We start from the raw sequence: 24,890 nt of genomic DNA, 5'->3' as shown, positions 1-24,890 counted from the left end.
GCGACGCTCGAAGATCGAGGTAGGGCGGCCTGAGGCCGATTTGGATTAGAATGCAGGGTTTTTCCTAATAAAACACATGCTCAAGAGGGCCGGACTTTGTGTCGGGCCCGCGCCGGCGAATGCCGTCGGCCTTCTTGTCCGTTTGCCGGCTGGTACAAGTGGAGCCGCAGTTGATACGCGAACTATGAAAGTTCTAGTTGTCTTTGGTACGCGCCCGGAAGCCATCAAGATGGCCCCGGTCGTCGAGGCCCTCAAGGCCGATCCCCGGTTCGATGCTCGAGTCTGTGTGACGGCCCAACATCGCCAGATGCTGGACCAGGTGTTGTCGCTCTTCGACATCGTGCCGGAGTTTGATCTGGATCTGATGCAGCCGGGCCAGGATCTCACTGACCTGACCGCGCGCGTCCTGATCGGGCTGAGAGGAGTGTTCCATGACTGGCGACCCGATCTGGTGCTGGTGCACGGTGACACCACCACTACAATGGCAGCAACCCTGGCTTCTTACTACCATCGCATCGCGGTAGGCCATGTGGAAGCCGGTTTGCGCACTGGGAACATTTATTCCCCGTGGCCCGAGGAGATGAACCGCAAGATCGCCGGCACGATCTCGGCAACGCATTTCGCACCGACGGAACAAGCTCGGCAGAATCTTCTGAGGGAAGGCATTGCAGCTGAGACTGTTCATGTCACGGGAAATACCGTCATCGATAGCCTGCTCGAAGTACATGCGCGCATTGGGCACAGTGCCGCCATGCATGATCAGTTGGCAGAGCGTTTTCCCTACCTATGCAAGGGCAGTCGGCTCATCCTGGTGACGGGCCATCGTCGAGAGAATTTTGGCGTGGGTTTCGAGAATATTTGTGCTGCCTTGGCTGATCTTGCCGCTCGCCCCGACGTTCAGATCGTCTATCCCGTCCATCTGAATCCGAATGTTCAGGAACCGGTGTCACGCATTCTTGGTGGTCTGCCGAACGTTCATCTGATCGAGCCGCAGGACTACCTGCCGTTTGTCTATTTGATGGGGCAGAGCCATCTCATCCTGACTGATAGTGGTGGGATTCAAGAGGAGGCGCCATCCCTGGGCAAGCCCGTTTTAGTCATGCGTGATACGACAGAGCGGCCCGAAGCGGTAGCTGCAGGAACGGTACGACTTGTGGGTACGGACCGGCAAAAGATCTTCAGTGAGGCAGTCAACTTGCTCGATGATGCCGAGATATACGGGAGCATGTCTCACGCCCACAATCCATATGGCGATGGCAAGGCGGCACGCCGCATCGTCGATATCCTTGCAAGGGAGTTTGAATAATGGCAACAATCCGTTCGGTCTCGATGATCGGCCTGGGCTATATCGGGCTGCCCACAGCCACCGTAATCGCGAGCCGAGGCATCAAAGTCTACGGTGTCGATGTCCATCAGCACGTCGTTGATACGATCAATCGCGGCGAGATCCACATCATTGAACCGGACCTTGATCTGCTGGTTCATCAGGTGGTCCAGGATGGTTTTTTGTCGGCCACCACCGCACCGCAGGCTGCCGATGCATTCATGATCGCAGTGCCGACACCATTCAAGAACGATCACGAGCCGGACCTAGCTTATGTTGAAGCAGCGGCCCGTTCGATTGCTCCGGTGCTGGCAGCCGGCAATCTCGTTGTGCTGGAATCCACCTCGCCGGTGGGTGCGACGGAGCAATTGTCGGCTTGGCTAGCCGAGGCGCGTCCTGATTTGAAGTTCCCGCATCAAGCAGGGGAAGAGGCCGACGTGCATCTGGCATATTGCCCCGAGCGTGTGCTGCCCGGCCATATCCTGCGAGAGCTGATTTCCAATGACCGTATCATTGGTGGCATGACGGCTAAGGGGGCAGATCGGGCAGCGCAGCTATACGGCGCGTTCGTTCAAGGTGAATGCCTGAAGACGGACGCACGTACCGCAGAGATGGCCAAGCTAACGGAGAACGCGTTCCGTGATGTGAACATCGCCTTTGCCAATGAACTCTCGCTGATTTGTGATCGATTGAAGATCGATGTTTGGGAGTTGATCCGCCTGGCAAATCACCATCCACGCGTGAATATCCTGCAGCCGGGCCCTGGTGTCGGCGGGCACTGCATCGCCGTCGATCCGTGGTTCATTGTGGATTCGGCGCCAAACGAGGCGCGCTTGATCCGTACCGCACGGGAGGTCAACGACGGCAAGCCGGGTTACGTGATCAACAAGGTGAAGGAGGCTGCGCACGGCCTCGCGGCCCCTGTTGTCGCTTGCCTGGGCCTTGCGTTCAAGGCGAACATCGACGATTTGCGCGAGAGTCCGTCGGTGGAAATCGTTCGCCGCTTGGCTGCCGATGGCGTCGGCAAGATTCTAGCGGTGGAGCCTCATGTCGAGGCGCTACCCGCTTCGTTGTCCGGCACGGTGGAGTTGGCCGACGCCGCAACTGCGCTTGATCGCGCGGATATCGTTGTGCTGCTTGTGGACCACGATCAGTTCAAGGCGATTCCGTGGGGGGCTCTGCAAGGTAAATCGATTATCGACACACGAGGGATTGTCCGTTGAAAAAAGCTCTTGTTACCGGCATCACTGGCCAGGATGGCGCCTATCTGACCCAGCGTCTGCTGGAGCTTGGCTATCGCGTGTATGGTACGTATCGACGCTCCAGCACCGTCAACTTCTGGCGGCTGACCGAACTGGGTATTGAGCACCATCCGGAACTGGAGCTCGTGGAGTTCGATCTATGCGATCCGTCCGGTGTGATCCGCTTGCTGGACAAGATTCAACCAGATGAGGTGTACAACCTCGCCGCACAGAGTTTTGTCGGCGTGTCATTTGACCAGCCGATCAACACGGCAAACATCACCGGTCTGGGTGCTTTGCATCTGCTGGAGGCGATTCGCATCGTCAATCCGTCGATCCGCTTCTATCAAGCCTCGACGTCGGAGATGTTCGGCAAGGTGCAAGCTGTGCCGCAAGTTGAGTCGACGCCGTTCTATCCGCGTAGCCCATACGGTGTGGCCAAGCTGTACGCGCACTGGATCACGATCAACTACCGCGAGTCCTACGACATCTTCGGTGCCAGCGGTATCTTGTTCAATCACGAGTCGCCGCTGCGTGGTAAGGAATTCGTGACGCGCAAGATCACGGATTCCGTTGCCAAGATCGTGCTCGGCCAACTGGATTGCCTGGAACTGGGCAACATGGATGCCAAGCGGGATTGGGGGTACGCCAAAGAGTATGTCGATGGCATGCGCCTGATGCTCCAGGCCGATCGCCCGGACACGTATGTTCTGGCGACCAACCGCACAGAGACTGTGCGTGATTTCGTCACGATGGCATTTAAGGCCGCTGGGATTGAACTCGCTTGGACGGGCAAGGCTGAGCGGGAAGTCGCCGTCGACGTGGCAACCGGCAAGCAGCGTGTGCGTGTGAATCCGAAGTTCTATCGCCCGGCGGAAGTGGACCTGCTGATCGGTGATCCGTCCAAGGCCCGCAGTGAATTGGGGTGGAGCCCCGAAACGTCGCTTGAGACGTTGTGTCAGTTGATGGTTGAGGCCGACCTACGCCGAAACCGCAACGGCTTCTCGTGCTGATCATGTCCAAGCGAGTCTTTGTGACGGGACTGTCTGGCTTCACGGGGCGTTACTTGCGTGACGCCTTGGTTGCGGATGGTCTAGAGGTGCACGGTATAGGTCAGGGCGCAGGTGAGGGGGTTCGGCACTGTGACTTGAACGATACTGACTCGCTGACCCGGATCATTGATGCTGTGCGGCCAGATTATGTTGTGCATCTGGCAGCCATCGCCTACGTGGCGCACGATGACCCGCTTGAGTTCTATCGCGTCAACGTTCTCGGGACGGAGTCGCTTCTCAAGGCCATTGTTGCCGCGGGTGTGAGTCCGACCAAGGTGTTGCTGGCCAGTAGTGCCAATGTTTACGGAAACGCAGAGCAATTACCAATCACCGAGGACGTGCCACCAGCCCCAACGAATCACTACGCCAACAGCAAGCTGGCGATGGAGATGATCTGTCGCAACTGGTTTGCCAAGCTGCCCATGCTGATTGCGCGCCCGTTCAACTACACGGGCTACGGGCAGGCAGAGAATTTCCTGGTGCCTAAGATCGTCAAGCATTTCGCTTCCGGTGTGTCCGCCATTCGCCTAGGCAATATCGATGTGTCCCGAGACATCAGCGATGTGCTGTATCTCGTCGAGGCGTACCGTCGGCTGCTCGTCGGAAGCGCAGTATCCGAGACGGTGAACATTTGCGGCGGCCGCGCCTACTCTGTCGCAGAGATTCTTGATGCGATGAGAGACATTTCAGGGCGTGACATTCATGTCGAAGTCGACCCCGCTCTGGTGCGTGGCGCAGAGGTGATTCGGCTGTATGGGTCGCCGGCAAAGTTGCGGCGCCTCGTCGGTGATATTCCTGCGCCCGATTTGCGCGACATTCTTGCGCGCATGTACGACCGGTATACCGGCGCAACTCATTGAACTCTGAGCGAAGGTGGACGCCGGGCGTCCGCATCGTGACAGCCCAGTACGGATCTGACATCCATGCGCATCTGCTTTTTCGCGAACATGACTAACCACGCCAACTGGCGTGAAATGTTTGAGAAGGTCGAGTTCTACAAGGTTGATATCGAGATTCTTCGAAGCCTCGGCCATGAGGTCGTGCTGGCGGGGGATTTCAAAAGCTTGGACAAGACTGCCGACGTCTACTACTGCTGGTGGTGGACGTATGCGTTCTATCCCATTCTTCGATCCATTGTCGGCCGACGTCCGGTGATCGTGACCGGCGCATTTGACTATGACACGTGTCATGGCGTGATTCCCGGACTGTGTTATCTCGATCGCCCGTTCTGGCAGAAGATCCTGATGAAGTTCGCGCTCAAGTGGGCGACACGGAATCTCTTCATCTCGCAGTGTGAGTACGATCTCGTCACGAAGCACTTGCCGGTGCGCAATCCTGTGCTGAGTCCGTTGGCCATTAACACGGCCTATTACAACCCGGGCACGGTTGCGACGGAGCGTGGTGACTACTTCTTTACGGTGAGCTGGAGCAGCAGTACGAATGCGAAGCGCAAATGCTTGGATTCGATCGTCGAGGCGTTTGGTCGTGTTGCGCGTGCACGGCCCGACTTGCGGCTTGTCATGGCAGGGAAGAAGGGTGACCACCATGATGTCTTGGTCGCGTTGGCGAAACAGGCTGGGGTGGCTGACCGTGTGGATTTTGTCGGGATGATCTCCGACGAGGAGAAGCGCGCGCACTATCGCCGCTGTCTCGCTTACGTTCAGCCGACACTGTTTGAGGGTTTTGGTCACGCAATCGGGGAGGCCATCGCATGCGGGGCACAGGTCATCACTAGTCCTTCCGGCGCCGTGCCGGAGGTCGCGGGAGCGTATGCACGCTTTGTGGCTCCTAACGACGTCGCGCAACTGGCTCAGGCGATGCTGGATATAGCCAATAGCGCGATCGATCCGAACATGCAGGCTGCGCAACTTCGCCACATCGAAACGCACTTTTCGATCGAGCAACGAACGAGGCAACTGGCCGGCATTCTCGCCACGGTGAAGTCATCTCACTGACAGCCGTCATACAAAGACGATAATCCGTGGCAAAGATATTCCTCCTTCTCCAACGATATCGGACAGCGATCGGCGTCTTGATACTGACCGCCTGTATCCAAGGCGGTGTTCTCATTTCGCAGTTCCTTTCGGCATTCTTTCTGACACCAAATCAACTGGGTGTCATTCGCACCATCGAGAGCATTTTATCGATCGTGGTGCTGGGCACCTCTGTTGGCGCGCCAACTTTGGCGATTCGCGAGATTGCAGCTTTGCAGGGTGATATCGAGCGAGCTCAATTGCTCAAGCGGCTCATCTGCATGGAATTAATGGTGGGCAGCCTTGTTGTGATCGTGCTCTTGTTGATGCGCAGCGTTTTGTCTGGGGCGATGGTTACGCATGCTTCAATGATTGCGGGCGTCGCTCTGCTCAGCAACACAATCCGTGTCATTGCCGCATTTTTACAGGGTACTCAGACTGCGTCCACATTCTCTGTCCGTGTGGTAATACTGACTTGTTTCGCGGTCGGCATCGTTTGTTTGCTGTCGTGGTCGTTCGGTGTGGAGGGCTGGGTTGCCGGTCGTTACATTGGTGAGAGCGCAGTCCTGATTGGCATGTTGCTGGGCGTGCGCCGCTATCTCCAGGGAAGCGGTGGCTTCAATCGTCACATGTTGCCTAATTGGGGCATCATTTCGCTCGGTATCACGGCAAACTTGGCGCTATTCGTTCGTCTGCTCTGCGATAATTTACCAATTCTGGCGCTGGCTGCAGCTAAGGTTCCAACAGATCAGATCGGTTTCTTCGGGCTTGCGTCGCTTGTTTTGATGGCTCCCAACCTGCTTCTCGCGGTAACGATGCAGGTAGAGTTGCCCCGCCTTGTTTCTCAATTGCACGCGCCCGCACTTGTTCGTGCGCGGTTCGGTCGGCTAATGCGCAATATGCTGGCCATGGCGATGGTGTTTTTCTCCTTGGTACTTGTTGCATGGTTTATTAATCGGCAATGGCTTAGGTTGTCTTATACGCCGACGATGAATGCGCTGTTCATCATGAGTTTCGCTCTGCCGTTGCGCGCTATTACGCTTTCCATGGGCACGGCAATCACCGCACTTGGAAAATACCGCGTCTCGGTATACATCAATGTTGTAGAAGTTTTTATCACCGGAGCGTGTGCATATCCTCTCGCACGGCATTTCGCAGTCGATGGCGTGATTATTCTATTTGTTGCGGGATCGGTTGTCTCATTGATGTTGCATCTAGGTGCGTTCAAGGTGTCGGGTCTTTGGGCATCGCTTGGCTATCATCGCTCGCTTGGGAGAGGCAATGCGTCGCACTGATCCGTTTTCACCATTGTCCTTGATGACGGCTTTTTTCGTTGGTGGTGTTTTGTTGCCGGTTTACCCGTTTCTCAATCAGGAGGACGGATTCACTCAGTTCTGGCAATTTACATTCTCGGATCGATTCAATGCTGCATTGCAAGCCGTGCTTGGATACAGTCTTGTCATGCTTTGCTTTGTCATTGCGTACATGGCAATCGTGGGAAGTCACATAAAATCGCCCTCACCTTCCAAGATGCTAAGGTGTCTAGGGTTTAAAAGTAGGCATCTTCCGCTGTCGTTTTACATCCTTGGTGCTATTGCCACTAGTGGCTTGCTGTTAACCATTCACCTGCAAGGTGGGTTTGAGGAAGCATTAGTCGCCGCAAGTGACCGGACTCGAGCGTCGGCGGGCATGAACTTCATTGTCTTGCTTCAGAACGCATATTTGAGTGTTGGCTTGGCATGGGCCCTCATGTTGACCAATGGGAAGAGCCGGATGTCGCGTGCCTCCGTCATGCTTTTCCTGTTCTATGTTCTGGTCTCAATCTCAATCATTGCTTTGCAGGGTGCCAAGGCAACTATCTTTGTTTACATCCTCGCACTTGCGATGGTCTGGCACTATCGAGTGCGCCTATTCTCGGCATGGAAGCTCTTGATTTTTGGCGTGTTTCTGTTTGTGCTGCTGATGATCTACCACGTTATTAAGCAAGAGTATCTTGTACTGGGGCATTTTGCCTTTACAGCATATGGTGACACGGTGCTGTCAGCATTTCTGAAGTTCCTGTTCCTTCAATTCACGGGAAACATGATGCAACTTCAGACGATGGCTGTGCTGATGGACGCTATGCCGAATCAGATGCAGTTCGAGTATGGCCAGACCTTGCTGATGATGTTTCTTATTTGGATACCTTCGGCGATTTATCCGGCAAAGCCATTGACTGCTCCTGGCGTCTTTACTATGGCGTTCTGGCCAGCGGCGTGGCTGAATGAGGGCACCACGCTTCCACCAGGTTTCTTCGGTGAGATGTATATGAATTTCGGGTGGTTTGGATTAGTCGCGGGAGGGCTGGTGGCCGGTTTTCTGTATGGCCTGTCCTATCGTGCCGTCCGTAGTCGACCGGACTGCGATTTGACGCTCGGCCGGCATGCGCTCTTTGTGAGTCTTCTGCTGCACTATTTTCGTGGCGAGGCCGCTTCCGTCACGGTGCTTTTCCTGACCATCTATCTTCCATTCTGGCTCACGATCAAGCTGTCCGCGACGCGTCTACTCGTCACGCGTACGGTTTCCTGAATCGGTTGCCGCGTTTCTGAAAAGCGAAAAGAGATCTGAACTATGTGTGGAATTGTCGGCTATTCCGGCTATGAGCCTGCAGCCATGAATCTGCGTGCACTGGCCAGCGTGCTCGGGCATCGTGGGCCGGATGACGAAGGGCAGGTCGTGTTCGAGGCAAACCGGGTTGGTCTTGCACACCGCCGTCTTGCGATTCAGGATCTTTCGGAGGCCGGGCATCAGCCAATGGCTACGCGCAGCGATGCGACGGTGATCGTCTACAACGGCGAGATCTATAACACGCCCGAGCTTGCTGCCGAGTTGAAGGCGGACGGGGTGGTGTTCCGTGGCCACTCGGATACCGAAGTGATTCTGTATCTATACGAGAAGTACGGAGAGGCGATGCTCAATCGCCTCAACGGCATTTTTGCGCTCGCCATTTGGGACAAGCGGAAAGAGTATTTGTTCGTCGCGCGGGACCAGCTCGGCGTTAAGCCGCTGTACTACACGGCGGACAACAGCCGCTTTGCCTTTGCCAGCGAGATGAAGGTGCTGCTGCGTGCTGGGCTCGCCGATACGGCTCTCGATCCACAAGCTGTGCTCAGTCACTTGGGGTACCTCTGGTCGCCTCGCGAGCGCACGCTCGTACGTTCGGTGCGCAAGGTCGAGCCCGGACACGCAATGATCGTTAAAGACGGACGCATTGTTCGCCAGTGGCGGTACTACGATCTGCCATACGATCAGCCGATCTTGAATGTATCGGAGGACGAAGCCGCGGACCTCGTCGCAGAGAAGGTTGAGCAGGCCGTGCGCCGTCAACTGCTGTCGGACGTGCCTGTGGGGGCATTTCTGTCCGGTGGGCTGGACTCCAGTGCTGTCGTCGCAAGTGCGCGCAAAGCATTGCCGGGCACGCGTATCCAATGCTTCACCATTGCCGTGAATGACGGCTCTGTCGCAGACGAGGGGTTTGCGGCCGATCTGCCCTATGCACAACGTGTCGCCAAGCATTTGAACGTTGATCTGCACACTGTGGAAGTCGGCCCGGAGATGGTGGACCGCCTAGCACAGATGGTGTATTTCCTGGACGAGCCTACCGCAGATCCCGCGGCGCTCAATGCACTGTTTATCTCCGAGCTTGCCCGCCAGCATGGGATCACGGTCCTGCTTTCGGGATCTGGCGGTGACGATATCTTTACGGGCTATCGCCGACATTTCGCAATGCAGCAAGAACATTATTGGTCATGGCTGCCGCGCCCCGCGCGAAGCCTGCTTGCTGCCACCAGCAGGGCGTTGCCGGTGTCCTCGCCGTTGCTGCGGCGTGTCGGCAAGGCGCTCCAGTATGCAGACAGGGATCCTGCGGAGCGTCTGGCGAGCTATTTCATGTGGCTTGCGCCGGAGCGCGCCTTAGGCTTGCTGAATCGCGATTTCGCTGCATCGCTCACACCCGCGTCGCTGGCCCAGCCGCTGCTTGCATCGCTTGAACAGGTGCCGCAACAGACCGCCGATCTGAACAAGATGCTGTACCTAGAGTGCAAGCACTTCCTGGCTGACCACAATCTGAACTACACCGACAAGATGGGCATGGCGGCCGGCGTCGAGGTCCGGGTGCCGTTGCTGGACCTGGAGCTGGTCGAGCTTGCTGCCAGGTTACCGGTCGGTTACAAGCAGCGTGGCAGGGAAGGAAAATGGATTTTCAAGCGCGCCATGGAGCGGATGCTGCCCCACGATGTGATTTATCGCCCCAAAACCGGCTTTGGTGTGCCACTGCGCTCTTGGCTACAGACGCGGCTCAGACCGTTGGTCGACGATCTGCTGTCACCGGAGTCGATTCGTCGTCGGGGCATTTTCGATGTGGCAGCAGTGGACGCGCTGCGTCGAGCTGATCAGCAGCAGCGAATCGACGGCACGTATTCGATTTTCGCGCTGGTCTGTATGGAACTCTGGTGTCGGCAGTACCTCGATGGTCGCTACCCTGTATAACGAACGCCGTTAGATCGAACCAATGAAACAGATTCTTCAGAACATGGGTACCGGTGAAACTTCTCTGGTGGAGGCACCCGCGCCGCGCGCAAGCGCCGGTACGCTGCTGATCCGAACGACGCACAGCCTGATTTCTGCCGGGACAGAACGGATGCTGGTGGATTTCGGTCGAGCTTCATTCATCGACAAAGCCCGTCAGCAGCCTGAGAAGGTCAAGATGGTTCTCGACAAAGTCAAGACGGATGGGCTGATGACGACGGTCGAGGCGGTACGTAGCAAACTCGATCAGCCGTTGCCGCTGGGCTATTGCAACGTCGGTGTGGTGCTTGAGGTGGGTGCAGGTGTCACGGGTTTCGCCGTCGGCGACCGGGTGACCTCGAACGGCCCGCACGCAGATATCGTACGCGTTGGCAAGAATCTGTGCGCTAAAGTCCCGGATGACGTCGACAGCGAGGCCGCGGCGTTCACCGTGCTCGCATCAATTGGCCTTCAGGGCATCCGCCTGATTCAGCCGACATTGGGCGAGTCTATTGTTGTGACCGGACTGGGCTTGATCGGTTTGGCTACGGTGCAGCTCCTGCGTGCACATGGCTGCCGCGTTCTCGGTATCGATTTTGATGAGAGCAAGTTGGCGCTCGCACGAGCTTTCGGCGCCGCAACGTGCAACCCAGGCGCCGGGGAGGACCCCGTGGCCGCGGCCGTGGCATTCTCTCATGGGCGTGGGGTCGATGCGGTGCTCATTACGGCTTCGACAAAATCGAGCGATCCAGTCAGCCAGGCGGCGCATATGTGCCGCAAGCGCGGACGCATCGTGCTGGTTGGTGTCACGGGGCTCGAACTCAACCGCGCCGATTTCTACGAGAAGGAACTGAGCTTCCAGGTGTCCTGCTCGTACGGTCCGGGGCGCTACGACCCGGGCTTCGAAGAGAAGGGCAACGATTACCCCCTGGGCTTCGTGCGCTGGACAGAGCAGCGCAACTTTGAGGCCGTCCTGGATATGCTGGCCGGCGGCCAGCTCAACGTGAAGTCGCTTGTCACGCATCGTTTTGCTTTTGAGAGCGCGACTCAGGCATACGACCTACTGACGACGGATAAATCCGCTCTCGGCATTGTTTTGCAGTACGGGTCCGCTCCCGATACCCGTACACAGCGCACTGTTGCCTTGATATCGCAGGCGCCTTCCTACAATGCTCGGCGACCGGTGCTCGGATTTATCGGTGCCGGCAACTATGCGTCGCGCATACTGATTCCTGCATTCAAGGCGGCGGGGGCCCAGTTCCACAGTATCGTCACGGCTGGTGGCATCAACGGTGTGATCCACGGCAAGAAGGCAGGCTTTGCAGAGGCGTCGACGGATCTCTCCGGCATGCTGGCCAACGAGGCGATCAATACGATAGCCATCGTTACCCGCCACGACACGCATGCTCGTTTTGTTGCGCAGGCGTTGGCTGCAGGCAAGCACGTCTTCGTAGAGAAGCCGCTCGCCATCGACCACGCCGGGTTCGATGAAGTGCGACGGGTGTTTGACGAGGCGCAGACCAATAAGCCTGCCGGTGGTCCGCAGATCATGGTCGGCTTTAACCGTCGCTTCTCGCCGCAGGTGCAGAAGATGAAGGCGCTGCTCGCGGCGGTTAAGGAACCCAAGTCATTCATCATGACGATGAATGCAGGCGCGATTCCGCCGACTCACTGGACGCAAGACAATGCGGTGGGCGGCGGACGGATCATCGGTGAAGCTTGCCATTTCATCGACCTTATGCGTTTTCTCGCAGGCAGCCCGATTGTTTCGGTTCAGGGGCGACGCATGGGCGATACGCCAGGCGTGACCGTGACCGAAGACAAGGCGTCGATCACGCTGGGCTTCGAAGACGGTTCTTTTGGAACGATCCTGTATCTGGCCAATGGTGCTGCCAGCTTCCCGAAGGAGCGCGTTGAGGTATTCGCCGCGGGTCGCGTGCTGCAACTGGACAACTTCCGCAAGCTGAAGGGCTACGGCTGGCCAGGGTTCCGCAAGATGAACCTCTGGCGCCAGGACAAGGGACAGAGCGCCTGCGCGACGGCTTTCCTGGCTGGTGTCGAAACTGGGACGCCGGCAATTCCGGCCGACGAGATCTTTGAGGTCGCGCGCGTCACCATCGAGGTCGCCGAGCTGCTGCGCAGCCAAGGGTAGCTCGAAGATGAATTTTCATTGGTCCACAGTCAAGGTCGCCCTGGCATTGGGGTTGCCTAACATTGCGAGGGCGGTGGGCTATCGCGTGAGCGTGCGTCTGGGTATCAACAAGGTGCGTAGGTTGCATGCCGACGTGCCGGATGGGGCGTTCTTTGCCAGTACGAATCTGCCCGCCATTGATGCGCCCGCCGTTTCCAGCTGGAGCCGCGAGGCAAGATGGTTTGGTCGCTGGCCTGTGCAGGTTAGTGACGCTCCGCCGGATTGGTTCACCAACCCGCTGACAGGCGTGCGGGTGCCTGACCCTGCGCGGCCTTGGTGGCAGATTCCAGACTTTGACTCCAAAGTTGGCGATATCAAGGGAATCTGGGAGGCGTCGCGCCTCGACTGGGTGCTAGCCTTCGCCCAACGTGCCCGGCAAGGGGATGCTACGGAACTGGCGCGCCTTAACGTATGGTTGGCTGATTGGATTCGCCAGAATGCGCCTTATGTCGGCCCAAACTGGAAGTGCGGACAAGAGGCCTCCATCCGCGTGATGCATCTGTCTTGCGCGGCAGCGATCCTGGGGCAGGTTCGTGAGGCGTTGCCGGCGTTGCGCGCGCTGATCAAATTACACCTGGAGCGTATTGCACCCACGGTGCAATACGCGATGGCGCAAGATAATAACCATGGCACCTCGGAAGCTGCTGCGCTGTTCGTCGGCGGGACCTGGTTAGCGATGTTCGGCGACGCGCAGGGTTTTGCCTGGGCTGCAGGGGGACGCAAGTGGCTCGAAAACCGAGCCGCGCGGCTGATTGGCAAGCAGGGCACGTTCAGTCAATATTCTGTCAACTACCACCGTTTGATGCTCGATACGTTCAGTTGGGTGGAGGTATGGCAGCGGCTCTGCGGTGTACCGCCGCTCTCCGCAGCGTGGCACGAGAAGGTGCTGGCTGCGACGCGCTGGCTCCACGTGATGACGGAATCCTCGAGCGGTGACGTGCCCAATGTCGGCGCGAACGATGGTGCTCGTTTGTTTCCCCTCACGGATGCCCCCTACCGTGATTACCGTCCCAGCGTGCATCTGGCGATGGCGTTGTTTGGACGGCAACACGCATATCCGTTGTGCGAGTCCGCGCGCGCGATGCTTACGTGGCTTGGTGTGCCCGAGGCCGCCGCACTTGCACCGGCGCCGGGCATGTTGCAAGCCGATGATGGGGGCTTTGCGGTTATGCGCAATGGCTCAGCCATGGCATTGCTGCGCTATCCGCGATTCCGCTTCCGCCCAAGCCAGGCGGATGCCCTGCATGTGGATCTGTGGATCATGGGCCAACCGTGCCTGCGTGATGCCGGCACGTTCAGCTACAACACTGAGCCGCGTTGGCTGAGCTACTTCGGTGGTACGCAGGGCCACAACACGGTGCAATTTGATGGCCGTGATCAAATGCCGCGCTTGTCGCGTTTCCTGTTCGGAAACTGGCTTAGGGCCGAAGCGGTTGAGCCGCTGTCGGGCTCTGATCCTGTAACGATGGCGGCAGCGTATTCCGACGATCAAGGGGCATTTCACCAGCGCTCCCTGCAGTTGCATACGAATTATCTTGAGGTACGCGATCGCGTGAACGGCTTTGCTGAACGCGCGGTATTGCGATGGAGGCTTGCCCCTGGCGACTGGACGCTGGAGTCGGACGAGCCCGGCTCTGGTTTTGTGCTTAGTATGGCCAATGGACATCGGCTGCATGTGTCGGCCGATGTGCCGGTCACGCGGTGTGAGCTTGCGGAAGGGTGGGAGTCTTTGTACTACCTCGATAAAACGACAATACCGGTGTTGGAATTCGAAGTGGCTCATAGCGGCACGTTGATTTCCCGATACGAATGGTCAACATGAAGGTTCTGTATTTTCATCAGCACTTTGTAACCCCGCGGGGCACAGGTGGCATTCGCTCCTACGCGATGGCTCGGCGGCTTGTCGCGGCTGGCCATTCGGTCACCATGGTGTGCGGCAGCTTCGCCGGTGGGCACACCGGACTGGATACGGCATTCCAGCGCGGCATGAGGCGAGGAGTGGTCGAAGGCATCGACGTCATCGAGCTCGACCTTGCCTATTCGAACAGTGATGGTTTCATCAAGCGGACGGCGACGTTCCTCAAGTTCGCACTGCGTAGCATCAGCTTCGCGTTGACCGAGCCGTACGACGTCATATTCGCCACGACGACGCCGCTGACTGCTGGGCTGCCGGGGATCTTTGCGCGCTGGCTGCGCAGCAAACCGTTTGTCTTTGAGGTACGCGACCTGTGGCCTGAATTGCCGCGCGCAATGGGCGTGATCCGAAATCCGGCGATTCTGTGGGCAATGGGCGTGCTTGAATGGACAAGCTATCGTTCTGCTCACCGCGTGATCGGTTTGTCGCCGGGTATCGTCGAGGGGATCGCGCATCGCCGCGTACCCGAGGAGCGAATCGCCATGGTCCCGAATGGTTGTGACCTGTCTATTTTCGATTCGTCAGCGGAGCCTTGGCGTCCGCTCGGTGTGCAGCCTAGTGACCTGATGGCAGTCTTTGCAGGTACACATGGCATGGCCAATGGCTTGGATGCGGTGCTCGACGCTGCCGTTGAACTGAAGCGGCGAGGTCGTGCCGATATCAAAATCGTTCTGATCGGACAGGGGAAACTCAAACCGGCGCTGGAAGCGCGTGCTAGGCAAGAGCAACTCGACAACGTCGTGTTCCATGCGGCGGTGAACAAGGGCAAGCTGGCCGGTTTAATGGCGTCCACGGATGTCGGCTTGCAGGTGCTTGCCAACGTCCCCGCGTTCTATTTTGGAACGTCGCCGAACAAGTTCTTTGACTACATCGCTGCAGGGCTGCCTGTCCTCAATAACTATCCTGGCTGGCTTGCCGAGATGATTGCCACAGAGGATTGCGGTTTTGCCGTGCCCCCAGACGATGCCAGCGCTTTCGCGGATGCATTGGAGCGTGCGGCCGATGATCGGGATACGTTGAAGGCAATGGGTCAGCGGGCACGCGCTCTGGCTGAACGCGATTTTGATCGTGCGAAGCTGGCCGATCTGTGGCTGCAGACCTTAGAGTCTGTCGCTCCCGCTGGGAGCGGCGCTTAAATCCCATGAAAGTACAAGAGCGGAATGAATGCTGATCGCAGCGCGGCGAGCCTGATCGACGCTGCACCCCGACAAATGGCAAACGTAACCGATGAAGCGCTTCTTTGATTTTCTGCTCGCCACGCTAGCACTGGTGATGCTGTCGATACCATTTTTGCTGTTGGTCTGGGCCATTCGCCGCAAATTGGGTAGCCCTGTGTTTTTTCGCCAGCGTCGGCCCGGTTTGCACGGCGAGCCCTTCGAAATGGTGAAGTTCCGCACCATGACGGACGCGCGTGGGACCGATGGTCAGTTGCTGCCTGACGTCGAGCGTCTCACGCCGTTTGGTCGATTTCTGCGCTCAACCAGCTTGGACGAGTTGCCCGAACTATGGAACGTCGTCAAGGGTGATATGAGCCTTGTAGGACCAAGACCGCTGCTCATGGAATATCTGCCGCTGTATTCTGCCGAGCAGGCCCGGCGCCATGAAGTTCGCCCCGGCGTGACAGGCTGGGCTCAGGTCAACGGCCGAAATGCGCTGAGCTGGGCGGACAAATTTCGACTGGATGTCTGGTATGTCGACAATCACTCGCTGTGGTTGGACATCAAGATCCTGTGGCTGACCGTGCGCAAGGTACTTGTGCGCGAAGGCATCAGCGCGGATGGAGAGGCTACCATGTCGAAGTTCACCGGAAACAAGCCATGAAGCGACTCGCACTATTGGGTGCAAGCGGCCATGGCAAAGTCGTTGCCGATGCCGCAATAGCGGCGGGTTGGCAGGATGTAGTATTTTTTGACGACTCGTGGCCAAACATTGAAAAGAATGGTCATTGGGCCGTTGTCGGCGATACGGCAGCGTTGCTCGCCCGCGTTCAGGAGTTCGATGGAGTGATGGTGTCCATCGGGAATTGCGAGGTTCGTTGGCAAAAGCAGCGCAGCCTGCAAGAAGCTAAAGCGATTGTAGCAACGGTAGTGCACCCGCGTGCCTATGTCAGCCCGTATGCGCGTCTTGGTCCAGGCTCTGTGGTCATGGCTAACGCGGTGATCAACGCGGACGCCGTCGTTGGCGAGGCCGCTATCGTCAACACCGGAGCGACCGTTGACCACGATTGCGTGCTCGGGCAAGGGGTACATATCAGTCCGGGAGCGCATCTGTCGGGCAATGTGACCGTTGGTGATTTCAGTTGGGTGGGTGTGGGCGCTGCAGTGCGGCAAGGCACCCGCATTGGATCGTACGTGTTGGTGGGCGCTGGTGCAGTCGTGGTAAGTGCTGTGATGGAAAGGTCGACCGTCGTTGGCTGTCCAGCCAAGCCGATTTCGAACACCTGAGCGCCGCACCATTATCTGAACAATCGATTGTTGACGTACTTATGCTAAATACCCCTTTTTCCCCGTGGCCGAGTTTCACCGCTGAAGAAGCCGATGCCGTTCAGCGTGTGCTTATGTCCAACAAGGTCAACTACTGGACGGGCACGGAATGTCGTGAATTCGAGAAAGAGTTCGCTCAGTGGACGGGTACACGCTATGCCGTCGCATTGGCCAATGGCACGCTCGCGCTCGACGTTGCGCTGAAGGCACTGAACATCGGTTCCGGTGATGAAGTCGTCGTGACGCCGCGCACGTTCATCGCCAGCATTTCCTCTGTCGTCAACGCTGGAGCGACGCCGGTCTTTGCCGATGTGGAGGCGGACAGTGGCAACCTGTCGGCAGAGACCATTGCCCGCGTTTTGACGCCGCGCACCAAAGCCGTGGTCTGCGTGCACCTTGCCGGGTGGCCTTGCGACATGGATCCGATCATGGCGCTAGCCGACCAGCATGGCCTCAAGGTGATTGAAGACTGTGCTCAGGCTCACGGTACCCAGTATCGTGGCCGCAGCGTCGGCTCGATCGGCCATATTGGCGCGTGGAGTTTCTGTCAGGACAAAATCATGACCACAGGCGGTGAGGGCGGCATGGTCACGACCAATGACGAAGCGCTCTGGCGTGCCATGTGGTCATTTAAGGACCATGGCAAGAGCTATGAGGCGGTTTACGAGCGCCCGCATCCACCTGGCTTCCGCTGGTTGCATGAGAGTTTCGGTACCAATTGGCGCATGCTTGAAATGCAGGCCGTTATTGGCCGCATCCAACTGGGTCGGATGTCTGATTGGACTGCTCGTCGTACGGCACATGCAGAAGCCATCTGGGCGGCCTGTCGACAGCATGCTGTCGTGCGTGTGCCCGAGGTGCCGGTAGGCGATGTGCACGCTCACTACAAATGCTATGTCTATGTCGAGCCGAAGCATTTAGCGCAAGGCTGGACGCGCGACAGGATCATTGAAGAAATCAATGCGGCAGGCGTTCCTTGCTACCAAGGCTCGTGTTCCGAGGTATACCTTGAAAAGGCATTCGACAATACGGGCTGGCGTCCGGGTGCTCCGCTACCAGTCGCACGCTCGCTGGGCCAGACCAGTGTGATGTTCCTGGTACATCCCACCTTGACGGATGCCGAGATCGCCAAGACGTGCACGGTGGTGGACGATGTGCTGACGCGGGCGGCCCGGTGAACAAGCTGATGAGCCCTCTACTCGAGTTATCGCGGCCGACCAAGCGCTTCTTGGTCGTCGTGCTCGACCTGTTGCTGTCGTTGATCGCGGTATGGATTGCCTTCTATCTGCGGATTGATCAGGCGGGCTTGCCGCAGGTGCAACAAATCTATGTGTATCTGCTTGCGCCGCTGTTGGCATTTCCGTTGTTTGTGCGTTTTGGACTGTATCGCGCCATCTTTCGCTACACCGGTATGGCCGCACTGGCGACCACGGCCAAGGCAGTGGGTCTTTACGGTGCGCTGTTCTTCGTGGCAATCATCCTGTTCAAATGGGATGGTGTGCCGCGCAGTGTCGGCTTGATTCAACCGATTTTGTTCCTCTTGCTCGTCAGTACGAGCCGGGCAATGGCGCGGTTCTGGCTTGCTGGGCAATCAGGCAAGTCCTACCACGGGATAGGGCGGCTGTTGATCTATGGTGCAGGCGAGGCGGGAGCCCAAACGGCATCAGCTCTGAGCGTGACGCGCGAGTTTGTGCTGCTGGGCTTCATCGATGACGACCCCACCAAAGTCGGCCGTACCATCAACGGCTTGGACATCATCGGGCACGACGAGGTTGCAGAGGCTGTCGAGCGCATGGGCGTTACGGATATCCTGCTGGCAGTTCCATCGCTCGGGCGCGCCCAGCGAAACGCCATTATCGCTAAGCTGCGCGAGCTTCCCGTGCATGTGCGTACGCTACCTGGGCTCGTCGATCTTGCCTCGGGGAAAGTGACGGTCCGCGACTTTCAAGAGCTGGATGTGGAAGACCTCTTAGGGCGGGCGCCGGTTCCGCCCGACGAGGAGTTGCTGGCCAGCAACCTGAGCCACAAGACCGTTCTGGTTACTGGCGCCGGAGGCAGCATCGGCAGCGAACTCTGCCGTCAGATCGTGCTGGAGCGTCCGCGTAAGCTGGTTCTCGTCGAGCACAACGAATTTGGGCTGTATTCGATTCACCGTGAGCTGGAAGGTTTGTGCCTTGAGAATCGCCTGTCCGTGGAGATAGTACCGCTTCTCGCAAGTGTGGCGAATCTGGAGCGTCTGCGGGAAATCTGCCAGGCTCATCGGCCCGCTACCGTATATCACGCGGCAGCATACAAACATGTGCCGCTTGTAGAGTGCAATGCATCGGAGGGTGTGCTGAACAACGTGTTTGGCACGTTAAACATGGCACGTGCAGCCATGGAAAGCGCCGCTGAGTATTTTGTCTTGGTGTCGACGGACAAGGCCGTGCGTCCCACCAATGTCATGGGTGCCTCCAAGCGCATGGCAGAACTCGTGCTGCAAGCCCTTGCAGCGGCTGAGTCGATTGATTTCGGGTTGCTGAACGGAGCGCCTCTGTCGAACGTGCCCAACAAGACCGTGTTTGCCATGGTGCGCTTCGGCAATGTACTTGGAAGCAGTGGTAGCGTGGTGCCGCTGTTCCGCCGGCAATTGCTCGAGGGCGGGCCTCTTACCGTTACGCACCCGGAGGTCACGCGCTATTTCATGACCATTCCCGAGGCCGCTCAGCTTGTGCTGCAGGCTGGTGCCATGGCGCATGGCGGGGAAGTGTTTGTACTCGACATGGGGCAGCCCGTAAGAATCATGGATCTGGCGCGTCGCATGGTGCAACTGTCCGGTTTGACGTTGCGGGACGATAACCATCCAAACGGAGATGTCGCCATCAAAATTACGGGACTGCGGCCTGGCGAGAAGCTCTATGAAGAGTTGCTGATCGGAGACAGTCCCGAAGGGACGATCCACGAACGGATCATGAAGGCGCGTGAAGACTACGTGCCGTGGCCGCGCTTCGCGCCCGTTCTGTCCCAGATGCGGGATGCGGCGATGCGAAGTGATGAGAAACTGATCAAGGAAATCCTGCGTGGATACGTTCACGGTTATGGGCCGCAAACGTCGCAGGTCGTTTCGATTTCATCGAACCAAGCGGCCGCCTAGATAATTTATAGGACGGAGCGTCATCAACTGAGCTTTAGGAATGGCGCATCGTGGCGCCACGATGCTGCCCACGTTCCTGCTCCTTCAAGATCGGGCCAAACTCGAGCGCACCTGGACTTACCTCTCAGGTACTTTTCAGCGCGTCCCGCAGCAGAGCCAGCGTAGCGCCAACCAGCAGGCTGATAACGAAGCCACCGAGCACCCAGACAGTCCTGCTGGGAGTGCTGGGGCGCTCCGGAGCGTAGGCCGGCGCCACTGCACGCGTCGGATAGCTCTGCACGGGAGATAGCGCATCTCTGTAAGCATTGACCTGTTGGTGCAGATCGCTTACCTGTGCACGGAGAAGCGATACAGTGTTTGAAACCAATACGTCGCGTGCTCCGGCTGCTGTGGCAGCATTTGTGGTGTAGCCTGACTTGAGTGCGCTTGTCGCGCTACGATATTCGGCATCCGCAGCTGACAGGTTCTCCTGCGCTCGCGTCAGCTCATGTTGGGTGACTTCCGTGGATTGTTCGAAGAGTTTCCGATGCGTTGTGGAGAGGCTCTTGAATGCTGTGTCGACGATCTCAAGCGCATCTTCTTTTGAGTAGCTCGATGCCTGTAGTGTGATCAGATCGGGACTACGCTCTGCGGACGCGCGTAGGGATTCAAACGCCAAGTCAGCTTTCCTATTACCAGCGTCTGGCGAAGGAAGTCCGAGTGCCTTGACGACGTCAAGGCGAAAATTCGGCTGATTGACACGCTCGGCCGCTGTCAATTGATTTTCAAGCGAAAACTTAACAGGGGTTCCACTGGCATTGGCCATGGCGACCTGACCGATCTGCACTGTCAACTTCGCTGTCCAGCGCGGCGGAACCACAACCGAAGCAGCCAGCCCAGCAACCCCGCCAACTACACCTGCCAACAGAACCCATCTGGCTGCGTCCCGTAGGACTCGAATCACATTGGCGGTGGTTGGTTGCTCTTCCAGAGGCGTTACGGTCATGTTGGATGAAAAAAAAAATCTGATTAACTTACAGGAGTCGGCATTGTAACGCGGCAGTCTCCCTTCTCTGAGGGGAGGTGTACCCCAAGACACCGGGCAGCGTTGTTGCTACTGGCTCGTCTGATCTTATCGTCAGCGGGGCATCGGCAGACACTTTTTCACCAGCGCTTACAATGTCAACTGTGATCTAAATCCGTACGATTTATGCAATCCATCAACCCCACCATCTTCAAAGCCTACGACATCCGCGGCATCGTCGGAAAAACCGTCGATGCTCAAACCGCACGCCTGATCGGCCGTGCCTTCGGTTCCGCAGCGCGCGCCAAGGGCGAATCCGCCGTCGTCATCGGCCGCGACGGCCGTCTGTCGGGTCCTGAACTGCTGGCAGCGCTGGCGGACGGCCTGCGCGCAAGCGGGGTCGATGTGATCGATCTGGGCCTCGTGGCTACGCCGATGGTGTACTTCGGCACCAACATCGAACTGGCTGGCCGTCGCGCCACGTCGGGCGTGATGGTCACCGGCAGCCACAATCCGCCGGACTACAACGGCTTCAAGATGGTGTTGGCGGGCCAAGCCATCTACGGCGAGCAAATTCAAGCCCTGTGCACGCGCATCGAGCAGGGCGACTTTACCGAAGGCGCAGGCGACTATGTCCAGGTGGACATCCGCCGGCAGTACATCGACCGAATCGTCTCGGACGTCAAGCTGAGCCGCCCGATGAAGATTGCCGTGGATTGCGGCAACGGCGTGGCAGGTGCGTTTGCGCCGGAGCTGTTCCGTGCGATGGGCTGCGAGGTGACGGAGCTGTTCTGCGAGGTGGATGGCCACTTCCCGAACCACCATCCGGACCCGGCACACGTCGAGAATCTGCAGGATCTCGTGCGCACGCTGCAGACTACCGACTGCGAACTGGGCCTCGCTTTTGATGGCGATGGCGACCGCCTGGGCGTGGTCACCAAGGACGGCCAGGTGATCTTCCCCGACCGTCAACTGATGCTGTTCGCGCAGGAAGTCCTGTCGCGCAATCCGGGTGGCGAGATCATCTTCGACGTGAAGTGCACGGGTAAGCTGGCGCCGTTTATTCGTGAGCACGGCGGCAAGGCCACGATGTGGAAGACCGGCCATTCGCTGGTCAAGGCCAAGCTGAAGGAAACCGGCGCGCCGCTGGCCGGCGAGATGAGCGGCCACATCTTCTTCAAGGACCGCTGGTACGGCTTCGATGACGGGCTGTACACGGGCGCGCGCCTGCTGGAGATCGTCTCGCGCCTGGTGGACCCCAGCGCGACGCTCAACGCGCTGCCGAACTCACACTGCACCCCTGAGTTGCAACTGAAGTGCGCCGAAGGCGAGTCGTTCGAGCTGCTCGACAAGATCAAGGCCAACGCTACGTTTGCAGGCGCGAAGGAAGTCAATCGTATCGATGGTGTGCGTGTGGAATACGAAGACGGCTTTGGCCTGGCGCGCCCGTCCAACACCACGCCGGTGGTGGTGATGCGTTTTGAGGCCGACAACGATACCGCGATGGCGCGTATCCAGGGCGAATTCCGCCGCGTGATTCTGGCCGAGAAGCCGGACGCGCAACTGCCGTTCTGATCGCACGGTCCGCACTCATGAAGTTGGGGGAAAGGGTGACGGCATGCGTGTGCTGATCGTCAAGGTATCGTCGCTTGGCGATGTGGTGCATTGCACGCCGGTCGTGGCCGATATCCTGCGCGCTTATCCGGATGCCGAGATCGACTGGGTGGTCGAAGAAGGCTTCGCCGGTATCGTTCGCATCGTGCGCGGTGTGCAGGGCGTGATTCCGTTTGCGCTGCGGCGCTGGCGCAAGTCGCTGGGTTCTGGGAAGACGTGGAGCGAGATAACGGCGTTTCGTCGTGCGTTGCGCGCCAAGTCGTACGACGCGGTGCTCGACACGCAGGGGCTCATCAAGACGGCGCTCATTGCCGCGCAGGCCAAGCTGACGCCGAGCGGGTTCGTGGCAGGCTTCGGCAATCGCACGGAAGGCGCCGGCTATGAGCCGCTCGCCAAGCTCTTCTATCAACGCAAGATTGAGATGGAGCCGCATATCCACGTGGTCGCGCGCTCGCGCCGCATGGTCGCGGAGGCGCTCGGTTACACACTATCCGACACCATCGATTTCGGGTTGCAACCGCCAGCCGAGTTGCCGTTCAGTCTGCCGCGGCCGTATGTGGCGCTGGTGCATGCGACATCGCGTGCCGACAAGGGGTGGCCGTTGGCTGCGTGGGTGGACGTCGCGCGTGAGTTGCTGGCGCGCGACTACGCCATCGCGCTGCCGTGGGGCAGCGAGGCCGAGCGGCGCACGAGTGAATCGATCCGCGAAGCCATCGTCTCCGCGGTGCCGGGCATGGTCGGGCGCGTGGTGATTCCGCCGCGCATGTCGCTGCCGGACGTGACGGCGTTTCTCGAGCAGGCGACCGCGGTGGTGGGCGTGGACACCGGTCTCGTGCACATTGCTGCCGCGCTGTGCAAGCCGACCGTGGCGCTCTACAACTTCACCACGTCGTGGCGCACGGGTGGCTACTGGACGCCCAACGTGCATGACCTCGGCAGCGCCGAGGCCCATCCCACCAGCGCGCAAGCGCTCGACGCGCTGCGTGCGCTGGGTGTGCTCTGATGCTGCGCGTTCTGTATCGCTGGTTGTGGCGCGTCGCGCTGCCGTTCGCATTGCTGCGGCTGTGGTGGCGTGGCCGCAAGGAGCCCGGTTATCGCCAGCATGTCGGCGAGCGGCTTGGCTTTTACCCACCGCGCCCGAATCCGGATCGTCCGTTGCTGTGGGTACATGCCGTGTCCGTGGGTGAGACACGCGCCGCGCAGCCACTCATCGATGCGCTGCTCGCGCGCTTTCCGCACCATGCTGTCTTGCTGACGCACATGACGCCGACGGGTCGCCGCACCGGCGCCGAATTCGCGGCGCAACGCAACGGCCGCGTCATCCAGGCGTATCTGCCGTACGATTTGCCGAGTGCAGTCGATCGGTTTCTGCGTCATTTTCAACCGCGCCTCGGCCTGCTGATGGAGACCGAGATCTGGCCGGTGCTGATTGAGCGCGCCTACATGGCTGGCGTGCCGATGGTGCTCGTCAACGGACGCCTGTCTGCGCGCAGTCACCGGCGCACCGCGCGCTTGGGGGATGCCGCACGTCAGACGTACGCTCAGCTCGCCGCCGTACTGGCCCAGACGCCCGACGATGCCGATCGATACCGCTCGCTGGGCGTGCCGCGCGTGCGCGTGACCGGCAACCTGAAGTTCGACATCACTCCGCATGTGGACCAGATCATGGCGGGCCGCGTGCTGCACGATGCGCTGCGCGGTCGATCGGCATGGGTGGCGGCCAGCACGCGTGAGGGCGAAGAGGCGTTACTGCTTGACGCGTGGCAAGCGCATCGCGCGCAGCATGTCGGTCGCCGGCATGCGTTGCTGATTCTCGTGCCGCGTCATCCGCAGCGTTTTGATGAAGTTGCCCAAGCGGCCGAACGCGCAGGCTTGCGTGTCGTGCGTCGCAGTGCGTTGTCGGTGTCTGCGGCAGGCGTGACGGACGCCGATGAACTGACTGATGCCGACGTCCTGCTCGGTGACTCGATGGGCGAGATGGCGCTGTATTACGCGGCCGGGGAAGCGGCGTTCATCGGCGGCAGCCTGCTTCCGCTGGGCGGGCAGAATTTGATCGAGGCCTGCGCGGTTGGCACGCCCGTGGTCATCGGCCCGCACACCTTCAATTTTGCGCAGGCGACGCGCGATGCCGTGGCTGCGGGGGCTTGCGAGCAGGTGGAAGACGCCACTGCGGTGATGCGTGTGATCGACGCGTGGCTGTCCGATGCCGATGCACGCGAGACCGCATCGCGCGCCGCGCTGGCCTTTGCTGCCACACATGGCGGTGCAACGGCGCGCACGGTGGAGGCTGTGGCGTCCTTGGTGCTGCCGACTCTGTAACGCTGTGCATGTCCGGCACGAAAAGTGCGAACTCATGGCGAGCCTGACAGACTAACGGCTCTTCATGTGGTTTGCATTCCGTTACCGTTCACGACCC

Annotated in this window: 19 protein-coding genes; 18 read left to right on the top strand and 1 reads right to left on the bottom strand. The window is 58.9% G+C overall.

Annotated features, from left to right (window positions below):
* Positions 1-184 precede the first annotated feature (184 nt).
* The 15 genes from wecB (at position 185) to R2N16_RS00445 (ending at position 19,857) form a co-directional block, all read left to right on the top strand.
* Entirely contained in the window at positions 185-1,306 is a 1,122-nt protein-coding gene (wecB, locus tag R2N16_RS00515) for a non-hydrolyzing UDP-N-acetylglucosamine 2-epimerase (protein ID WP_316663482.1), read from the top strand.
* Complete coding sequence (wecC, locus tag R2N16_RS00510) at positions 1,306-2,547, top strand: UDP-N-acetyl-D-mannosamine dehydrogenase (protein WP_316663480.1); 1,242 nt, start codon at positions 1,306-1,308, stop codon at positions 2,545-2,547. The genes wecB and wecC overlap by 1 nt, the downstream gene beginning before the upstream one ends.
* On the top strand, positions 2,544-3,578 hold the full coding sequence (gene gmd, locus R2N16_RS00505; protein ID WP_316663478.1) for a GDP-mannose 4,6-dehydratase: 1,035 nt from the start codon (positions 2,544-2,546) through the stop codon (positions 3,576-3,578). The genes wecC and gmd overlap by 4 nt, the downstream gene beginning before the upstream one ends.
* 2 nt (positions 3,579-3,580) lie before the next feature.
* Positions 3,581-4,477: a GDP-mannose 4,6-dehydratase gene (locus R2N16_RS00500; protein WP_316663476.1), complete on the top strand. Its 897-nt coding sequence runs from the start codon at positions 3,581-3,583 to the stop codon at positions 4,475-4,477.
* Positions 4,478-4,540: 63 nt separating this feature from the next.
* Positions 4,541-5,572 carry a glycosyltransferase family 4 protein gene (locus R2N16_RS00495; RefSeq protein ID WP_316663473.1) on the top strand — a complete coding sequence of 344 codons (1,032 nt, stop codon included), beginning with the start codon at positions 4,541-4,543 and terminating at the stop codon, positions 5,570-5,572.
* Positions 5,573-5,598: 26 nt separating this feature from the next.
* Complete coding sequence (locus R2N16_RS00490) at positions 5,599-6,885, top strand: lipopolysaccharide biosynthesis protein (protein WP_316663472.1); 1,287 nt, start codon at positions 5,599-5,601, stop codon at positions 6,883-6,885.
* Complete coding sequence (locus tag R2N16_RS00485; protein WP_316663470.1) at positions 6,872-8,158, top strand: O-antigen polymerase; 1,287 nt, start codon at positions 6,872-6,874, stop codon at positions 8,156-8,158. Before R2N16_RS00490 ends, R2N16_RS00485 begins: the two co-directional genes overlap by 14 nt.
* Positions 8,159-8,200: 42 nt before the next feature.
* The gene (gene asnB, locus R2N16_RS00480) at positions 8,201-10,117 is read left to right on the top strand and encodes an asparagine synthase (glutamine-hydrolyzing) (protein WP_316663467.1); all 1,917 of its coding nucleotides are present in this window, start codon (positions 8,201-8,203) and stop codon (positions 10,115-10,117) included.
* Between the two features lie 22 nt (positions 10,118-10,139).
* Positions 10,140-12,287: a bi-domain-containing oxidoreductase gene (locus R2N16_RS00475; protein ID WP_316663464.1), complete on the top strand. Its 2,148-nt coding sequence runs from the start codon at positions 10,140-10,142 to the stop codon at positions 12,285-12,287.
* A 7-nt stretch (positions 12,288-12,294) separates the two neighbouring features.
* A complete protein-coding gene (locus R2N16_RS00470) occupies positions 12,295-14,148 on the top strand; it encodes a heparinase II/III family protein (protein ID WP_316663462.1) in 1,854 nt (617 codons plus the stop codon).
* A complete protein-coding gene (locus R2N16_RS00465; protein ID WP_316663460.1) occupies positions 14,136-15,377 on the top strand; it encodes a glycosyltransferase family 4 protein in 1,242 nt (413 codons plus the stop codon). Before R2N16_RS00470 ends, R2N16_RS00465 begins: the two co-directional genes overlap by 13 nt.
* A 91-nt stretch (positions 15,378-15,468) precedes the next feature.
* Complete coding sequence (locus tag R2N16_RS00460; protein WP_316663458.1) at positions 15,469-16,062, top strand: sugar transferase; 594 nt, start codon at positions 15,469-15,471, stop codon at positions 16,060-16,062.
* Positions 16,059-16,685, top strand: coding sequence for an acetyltransferase (locus R2N16_RS00455; protein WP_316663456.1), 627 nt, complete (start codon positions 16,059-16,061; stop codon positions 16,683-16,685). The genes R2N16_RS00460 and R2N16_RS00455 overlap by 4 nt, the downstream gene beginning before the upstream one ends.
* 41 nt (positions 16,686-16,726) lie before the next feature.
* Positions 16,727-17,902 carry a DegT/DnrJ/EryC1/StrS family aminotransferase gene (locus tag R2N16_RS00450; RefSeq protein WP_316663454.1) on the top strand — a complete coding sequence of 392 codons (1,176 nt, stop codon included), beginning with the start codon at positions 16,727-16,729 and terminating at the stop codon, positions 17,900-17,902.
* An 8-nt stretch (positions 17,903-17,910) separates the two neighbouring features.
* Complete coding sequence (locus R2N16_RS00445) at positions 17,911-19,857, top strand: polysaccharide biosynthesis protein (protein ID WP_316664203.1); 1,947 nt, start codon at positions 17,911-17,913, stop codon at positions 19,855-19,857.
* Positions 19,858-19,981: 124 nt separating this feature from the next.
* Here R2N16_RS00445 and R2N16_RS00440 read toward each other — a convergent pair whose 3' ends face one another.
* Positions 19,982-20,689, bottom strand: a complete 708-nt coding sequence (locus R2N16_RS00440) for a hypothetical protein (protein WP_316663452.1) — start codon at positions 20,687-20,689, stop codon at positions 19,982-19,984.
* A 357-nt stretch (positions 20,690-21,046) separates the two neighbouring features.
* On the opposite strand from R2N16_RS00440, the gene R2N16_RS00435 reads away from it, so the two are divergent.
* From R2N16_RS00435 to waaA, 3 genes are read left to right on the top strand one after another with little or no spacing between them, the layout of a single operon-like run.
* Positions 21,047-22,435, top strand: a complete 1,389-nt coding sequence (locus tag R2N16_RS00435) for a phosphomannomutase/phosphoglucomutase (protein WP_316663450.1) — start codon at positions 21,047-21,049, stop codon at positions 22,433-22,435.
* 43 nt (positions 22,436-22,478) lie between these two features.
* On the top strand, positions 22,479-23,477 hold the full coding sequence (waaC, locus tag R2N16_RS00430; RefSeq protein ID WP_316663448.1) for a lipopolysaccharide heptosyltransferase I: 999 nt from the start codon (positions 22,479-22,481) through the stop codon (positions 23,475-23,477).
* Entirely contained in the window at positions 23,477-24,793 is a 1,317-nt protein-coding gene (waaA, locus tag R2N16_RS00425; RefSeq protein WP_316663445.1) for a lipid IV(A) 3-deoxy-D-manno-octulosonic acid transferase, read from the top strand. The genes waaC and waaA overlap by 1 nt, the downstream gene beginning before the upstream one ends.
* The last annotated feature ends 97 nt before the right edge of the window (positions 24,794-24,890 follow it).

Origin of the sequence: Ralstonia psammae (assembly GCF_958405935.1) — a bacterium.
Taxonomy (GTDB): Bacteria; Pseudomonadota; Gammaproteobacteria; order Burkholderiales; family Burkholderiaceae; genus Ralstonia; species Ralstonia psammae.
The sequence above is the reverse complement of the archived record's forward strand: the minus strand, read 5'-3'. Positions and strand labels throughout refer to the sequence as shown.

Bases quoted from the DNA above. Each gene is read 5' to 3' on its own strand.
- R2N16_RS00495 (WP_316663473.1), top strand. From the start codon at position 4,541: ATGCGCATCTGCTTTTTCGCGAACATGACTAACCACGCCAACTGGCGT.
- R2N16_RS00475 (WP_316663464.1), top strand. From the start codon at position 10,140: ATGAAACAGATTCTTCAGAACATGGGTACCGGTGAAACTTCTCTGGTG.
- R2N16_RS00485 (WP_316663470.1), top strand. From the start codon at position 6,872: ATGCGTCGCACTGATCCGTTTTCACCATTGTCCTTGATGACGGCTTTT.
- wecC (WP_316663480.1), top strand. From the start codon at position 1,306: ATGGCAACAATCCGTTCGGTCTCGATGATCGGCCTGGGCTATATCGGG.
- R2N16_RS00470 (WP_316663462.1), top strand. From the start codon at position 12,295: ATGAATTTTCATTGGTCCACAGTCAAGGTCGCCCTGGCATTGGGGTTG.
- R2N16_RS00465 (WP_316663460.1), top strand. From the start codon at position 14,136: ATGGTCAACATGAAGGTTCTGTATTTTCATCAGCACTTTGTAACCCCG.
- waaA (WP_316663445.1), top strand. From the start codon at position 23,477: ATGCTGCGCGTTCTGTATCGCTGGTTGTGGCGCGTCGCGCTGCCGTTC.
- R2N16_RS00500 (WP_316663476.1), top strand. From the start codon at position 3,581: ATGTCCAAGCGAGTCTTTGTGACGGGACTGTCTGGCTTCACGGGGCGT.
- R2N16_RS00450 (WP_316663454.1), top strand. From the start codon at position 16,727: ATGCTAAATACCCCTTTTTCCCCGTGGCCGAGTTTCACCGCTGAAGAA.
- asnB (WP_316663467.1), top strand. From the start codon at position 8,201: ATGTGTGGAATTGTCGGCTATTCCGGCTATGAGCCTGCAGCCATGAAT.
- R2N16_RS00445 (WP_316664203.1), top strand. From the start codon at position 17,911: ATGAGCCCTCTACTCGAGTTATCGCGGCCGACCAAGCGCTTCTTGGTC.
- waaC (WP_316663448.1), top strand. From the start codon at position 22,479: ATGCGTGTGCTGATCGTCAAGGTATCGTCGCTTGGCGATGTGGTGCAT.
- R2N16_RS00435 (WP_316663450.1), top strand. From the start codon at position 21,047: ATGCAATCCATCAACCCCACCATCTTCAAAGCCTACGACATCCGCGGC.
- R2N16_RS00460 (WP_316663458.1), top strand. From the start codon at position 15,469: ATGAAGCGCTTCTTTGATTTTCTGCTCGCCACGCTAGCACTGGTGATG.
- R2N16_RS00455 (WP_316663456.1), top strand. From the start codon at position 16,059: ATGAAGCGACTCGCACTATTGGGTGCAAGCGGCCATGGCAAAGTCGTT.
- wecB (WP_316663482.1), top strand. From the start codon at position 185: ATGAAAGTTCTAGTTGTCTTTGGTACGCGCCCGGAAGCCATCAAGATG.